This window comes from Saccharothrix sp. NRRL B-16348 (assembly GCF_001280085.1).
Lineage (GTDB): Bacteria > Actinomycetota > Actinomycetes > Mycobacteriales > Pseudonocardiaceae > Actinosynnema.
On sequence record NZ_LGED01000048.1, the window covers coordinates 1 to 2,192 of the forward strand.

Annotated in this window: 1 pseudogene; it reads right to left on the reverse strand. The window is 70.6% G+C overall.

Annotated elements, in window-relative coordinates:
• A pseudogene (locus tag ADK67_RS08070) lies at nucleotides 1–2,045 on the reverse strand (hypothetical protein); the annotation flags it as partial.
• Nucleotides 2,046–2,192: the final 147 nt, after the last annotated feature.

Below are 2,192 nucleotides of genomic sequence, written 5' to 3' on the forward strand. Positions count from 1 at the left end.
GGCGGGGGCGGTGGCGGTGGCGGAGGTGTGTCGACGGGCCGGGTGTTGGGCCGGGGGTCGGGTTGCGTGTCGGGCCGGGTGTCCGGGTCGGGCTGGGTGCCGAACTCGGGCGGTCGGGGCGGCGGTGTCTGGGGCGGCGAGTCCGGGTTGTGCAGGGTGGCGTGGTCGGCGTCGGGGACCATCACCTGGCTGTTGGTGGTGCGTTCGATCAGCCACAGGTGGCGCGGCTTGATCGAGGGGTCGGTGTGCACGCCGGCGCCCATCAGGCCGTTGTCGTTCACGACCAGGTTGGACTGGGTGTGGCCCTCGGGCAGTGGTTTGCCGTCGCTGTTGAAGATGCGGGCGTCCGGGCCGGCGGCGTCCTTGTACTCGTCGGGCAGGCCGAAGTAGTGCGCCACCTCGTGGGCGAGCACGTTGGACGAGGTGTTCGTGCCCCAGTTGAGCTGGTCCGCGGTGGCGGCCGTCGACACGTCGACCGTGGTGTGCGCCTGCGCCGGGTCGGTGACGAACTCCACCCTGGCGTGGAACTGGTCGCCGGACGGCAGCCGGTAACCCTGGTTCAGCAACCGGTCGACGCCTTCGACGGTCTTCTGCCGCACGCCGTCCAGACCGGGCGGCGGGAGGTCGCCGTCGGCCTTGAGGTGCACCTTGAGGGTGTACTCCTTCACCCAGCTGCCGGGCGCCACCTCCATCCGGCGCACGTCGTGCCGGATGATGCCGGTCAGCGAGTCGACGTTGTTCGAGGTGCTCGACCGCTGGACGTCCGCGACCTCGGTGTCCACCGTGCGCACGGGCGCCTTGTCCCGCACCGAGTCCCACAGCGCCGAGGGCTGCGGGTTCTGCGGCGCGAACCAGTCCGCGGTGCTCGCCGTGTCGTGCCGCCACGACTCGTCGGCGATGACGTCCTTGTCCCTGACCGGTGGCGGCGTGGTGTCGACGGTCGCGGGGGCGTCGGCGGTGGACGGTGCGGGACGCGTACCGGACGTGCCGCCTCGCTCGTCGACCCCGAAGTAGTCGTCGAGCATCGCCTTGAAGGTGCCCTGCGCGCTGACCTCGCCCTGGGCACGGGGTTGGTCGAGCGCGTTGTTGAGACCGTCGACGTTCCCCTGGTAGCGGTTGGTGCCGTTGGGGTACTGGATGTACTGGACGTCTTGGTCGCCGCGTTCGGCTAGGACGTCGGTGATCTCGCGGGCCAGCAGCTCGGTCATCGCCTCGTCGGGGTTGATGTCCTCGCTGAAGACACCTCCCTGCCCGGCCCGGTGCGCGAACGTCTGTTCGCTGCCGACCGAGTTCACGTGCATGAACTCGTGGGTCAGCAGGTGCCGGATGGCGTCGCCCTTGCGCGCGGGGTCGACGGCCATGCCGTCGAGGTGGCCGGTGTTGAGCAGGACGTGCCCGTTGATCGCCCGCGCCGGGTTGGCACGGGTGTTCTCGATGACCTCGGCCCGCTGGGTGTCGACCATGGCGGCGATCCGGGCGGGGACGGCGTTGGGCTTGGGGTCCACCTTCGCCGTGACGACCTGCTCGAGGATGGCGTCGAGGCGTTCGGTGACCGTCGGATCGGCGTTGGGATCGGCGTCGTGCTCGGCGAGACCGTGCAGGAAGTCGGGGGACAGGATCTCGTCGAGGATCGCCTGCGGGTTGTCGATGCCGTGTCGTGCGAGCTGCTGGGGCGTGATGTCGAAGTCGCTGCGGTCGACGGTGTTCAGCGCCGCGTCGAGCTCCTGCTGCACGGCGAAGTGCTTGGCGAAGGTCTGCTCGCTGAGCTGCACCACCAAGTCGGACTCCACGGTGGGCGTCTTGGTGACGCCGTGGAGGTCGTGGAGCGTGTCGAACAGCGCGTCGAAACCGGCCTTGATCTGCCCGATGTCGACCGGGACGCCCGCGATGTCCTGCACCTGAGGCGTGATCTCACTTGGCAGCCTGTCGCGGATGCCGTCCTTCAGGGCGGTGTCCCGCCGGGTCGAGTACGGCGGCAGGTTGGTGGGCGCGCTCGTCGACGCGGAGGGTGCGTCGGACTGCGGCGTCACCGGAATGCCGACCACCACTGCGGGCACCTGTGCGTCGGAGCCCGGCAGGGGCGGGGCCGGCGGAGCGCCCTGGTTTCCGGCCCCGGGCAGAGGTGGGGCCGGTGGCGGGGCTTGGTTCCCGGACCCAGGCGGTGGCGGGGGTGGCGGGGCGTGGTTCCCGAA